This is a genomic window from Streptomyces sp. NPDC059853 (assembly GCF_042731495.1).
Taxonomy (GTDB): Bacteria; Actinomycetota; Actinomycetes; order Streptomycetales; family Streptomycetaceae; genus Streptomyces.
In genome coordinates this window covers 1-3,017 of sequence record NZ_JBHWJL010000440.1, presented here as the reverse complement: position 1 = coordinate 3,017, position 3,017 = coordinate 1, and the positions used below count along the sequence as shown (strand labels likewise).

3 protein-coding genes and 1 pseudogene are annotated in these 3,017 nt (G+C 69.6%); 2 read left to right on the top strand and 2 right to left on the bottom strand.

The window, feature by feature from the left end:
- The coding region (ispG, locus tag ACFV5N_RS26415) for a flavodoxin-dependent (E)-4-hydroxy-3-methylbut-2-enyl-diphosphate synthase (protein WP_385604635.1) at positions 1 to 813 on the top strand (813 nt) is incomplete at its 5' end.
- A 415-nt stretch (positions 814 to 1,228) separates the two neighbouring features.
- Complete coding sequence (locus ACFV5N_RS26410) at positions 1,229 to 1,846, top strand: LuxR C-terminal-related transcriptional regulator (protein WP_385604632.1); 618 nt, start codon at positions 1,229 to 1,231, stop codon at positions 1,844 to 1,846.
- On the opposite strand, the gene ACFV5N_RS26405 is transcribed toward ACFV5N_RS26410, so the two are convergent.
- Together ACFV5N_RS26405 and ACFV5N_RS26400 are read right to left on the bottom strand one after the other, a co-directional pair.
- Complete coding sequence (locus ACFV5N_RS26405) at positions 1,826 to 2,635, bottom strand: hypothetical protein (protein ID WP_385604629.1); 810 nt, start codon at positions 2,633 to 2,635, stop codon at positions 1,826 to 1,828. The two genes, ACFV5N_RS26410 and ACFV5N_RS26405, sit on opposite strands and share 21 nt — an antisense overlap.
- 45 nt (positions 2,636 to 2,680) lie before the next feature.
- Positions 2,681 to 3,017, bottom strand: a pseudogene (locus tag ACFV5N_RS26400) (hypothetical protein); the annotation flags it as partial.

Here is a 3,017-nt window from a genome sequence, read left to right as displayed (position 1 = left end):
GCGGTCCGGGTGAACCCCGGCAACATCAAGAAGTTCGACGACCGGATCGCCGAGATCGCCCAGGCGGCCACCGAACGCGGTACCCCGATCCGGATCGGGGTGAACGCCGGCTCGCTGGATCCCCGGCTGATGGCCAAGCACGGCCGGGCGACCCCGGAGGCGCTGGCCGAGTCGGCGCTGTGGGAGGCGTCTCTCTTCGCCGAGCACGGCTTCCACGATCTGAAGATCTCGGTCAAGCACAACGACCCGGTGGTCATGGTGCGCGCCTACGAGATCCTGGCCGAGAGCTGCGACTATCCGCTGCACCTGGGCGTCACCGAGGCGGGCCCGGCGTTCCAGGGCACCATCAAGTCGGCGGTCGCGTTCGGGGCGCTGCTGCGCCAGGGCATCGGCGACACCATCCGGGTGTCGCTGTCGGCCCCGCCGGTGGAGGAGGCCAAGGTCGGCGGGCAGATCCTCCAGTCGCTGAATCTGCGGCCCCGGAAGCTGGAGATCGTCTCGTGCCCGTCCTGCGGCCGGGCGCAGGTGGATGTGTACAAGCTGGCCGACGAGGTCACCGCGGGTCTCGAGGGCATGGAGGTGCCGCTGCGGGTGGCGGTGATGGGGTGCGTGGTCAACGGCCCCGGTGAGGCCCGCGAGGCGGATCTGGGTGTGGCGTCCGGCAATGGGAAGGGGCAGATCTTCGTCAAGGGAGAGGTGGTCAAAACCGTCCCCGAACACCGCATCGTGGAGACCCTCATCGAGGAGGCTCTGCGGATCGCCGAGGAGCTGGAGCCGGCCGAGGAAGGGTCTCCCACGGTCGTCGTCGGCTGAATGAGGGATTCCCCTCGCAGAAACCGAAACAGCGCGATCACCCCGGCTCCCCGAAGTCGGCCACAGTATGGTTCTTTGGGTCGTCTTTACGACTGCCAATTGACCAGCATGGCCTGATCTCGGGGAGTTCTGACGTGGTGGCGAGGAGATGTGCAGAAGATGACCATACGGTGACGTGCCGTACTTCTGCGCGCGTTCTGCACCGGCCGCCCACTGTCGTGCGGCACGTCCCCTCCTGAAGCACGGTCACGGCAACACGCTGCGTCGTGTGGGAAACAACGGGGAAACGGGGGAGAGATCCCACTTTCCCAGACCATGGCGGTCTTTGCTCCCGCCATGGCTCCACCGGAATGCTACGGCGAACGTCCTGTGAATTCTTGGAGGCCCTCCTGTGACCACCGACACTACGACACGCGTGGTGAAAGCAATAGTGCGCGCACCGGATCCGCTCACGTATACGGCCGTCAGTAATCATCTGAACTCGACGGCCGCCATCGAGGTGGCCACGCGGCCCTATCGCGGGCCGGTCGACGTCGCCGTGTTCGTCGCCGAGCGGATGACGGTGGAGGTGATGTCGGCGCTGCGCAGGCTCAAGGACGCGCTCGGGGTGCCGGTGGTCCTCATCCCCTCGGAGATCGACCGCGCGGATCTGTTCACGGCCGTGGAGTGCAATGTCGTGGCGGTGCTCCCGCGCGCCGCGGCCACCCACGCCAGGATCGAGGAAGCGGTGCTGACGGCGGCGGCCGGCGGCGGCGTGCTCCCCTCCCGGCTGCTCGGTGAACTGCTGCGCCAGATCGAGCGGATGCAGCGCGAGATCCTGTCACCGTCCGGGCTGCACGCCTCCGGGCTGACCCCCCGCGAGATCGGCGTGCTCCGGCTGATGTCGGAGGGCCTGGACACCGCCGAGATCGCGGAGCAGATGTGCCTGTCGGAGCGGGCGGTCAAGCGGGTCATCTTCGGCGTCACCCGGCGCCTGAACCTGCGCAACCGCCCGCACGCCGTCGCCTACGCGTTACGCAGCGGCGTCATCTGACCGAGCCCCGGCGGTCGCGCGCGGGGAGGGCAGGGGCGCCGGCCCGGCACCGATTCGCGGGACACCGGTGACGGGCGCGGGCGCGCCGAGCGACCACAGCGGCCTGCCCTCCCGGCGCATCGTCCGGCGCAGCAGCACGATGTAGGCGATGTCCAGGGCGATGTAGGTCGGGACCAGCACCTGGAGCAGGTGGTGGGAGGGGTAGACGATGACGGCGGTGGCTCCGGCGGCCAGCGACCCTGCGCACTTGGCGACGGCGATGTGCATCGACTGGCCGGCGCTGGAGCCGCGCCGCTTGAGGAGCAGCAGGAACGAGGCGCTCAGCGGCACCTGGATGATCATGCCGGTGTACATGCCGTCGCGGTCGTGGAGTTCGTTGGCGCCGACGACCACGAGGACGGCCGCCCACACCAGGAGGCCGGCCAGCGCCCAGCGGACGGTGCGCGCCGGCAGGGCCGGGTAGTCGCGCGGCCCGTACCGCATCGCCAGGTAGAGCAGGCCGAGGTTGAAGACGAACCACACGACGTTGATCTGCCGCTGGGTCTCGGTCTGTTCCAGCACGAAGGTGAGGCTGAACTCCCAGGCGAAGTTCACCGCCACCATCGGGGCGGGGATGGCGGTCAGCCGGTCGCGCAGCGCCTGCCGGATGGCCAGGATGTAGGTGGCCATCCAGCCCAGCACGGTGGGCCCGGCGACCGACCAGAAGAGCAGGTCGGGGACGTCGGCCGCCCCCTCCGTGACCGGTGCGACCTGCGACATCGGGATGAGGAAGGGGGGAAGCCAGTCCATGGATGTCCTTGTGGGCTGCGAAGGGGGAAGCGGTCGCTGGTGTGCTCAGAGGCTGGGCACGATGGAGTCGAGCCCGAAGAACGAGCCGCCGTACAGTTCGTGGCCGACCTGCACGTTGAGCGTGGCGTGCCGGGCCGCGGTGTTGGCGTCGCGCCAGAACTGCTGGAGCGGGTTGGCCTCGGCGAAGGCGGAGGCGCCGTGCGCCCACATGAGTTCGTCGAGGGCGACGGTCACCAGGTTGGCGGCCTGGGCGACATCGCCGCGGATGCGCCGCAGTTCGCGGTCCGGGAGGGCGACGGCGGCGGCCGCCGCGGCGTCGATGGCGGTCGCGGCGCGGTGGACGTGCATCTCGGCCGCGTCCAGGGTCAGCGCGGTGCGGCCG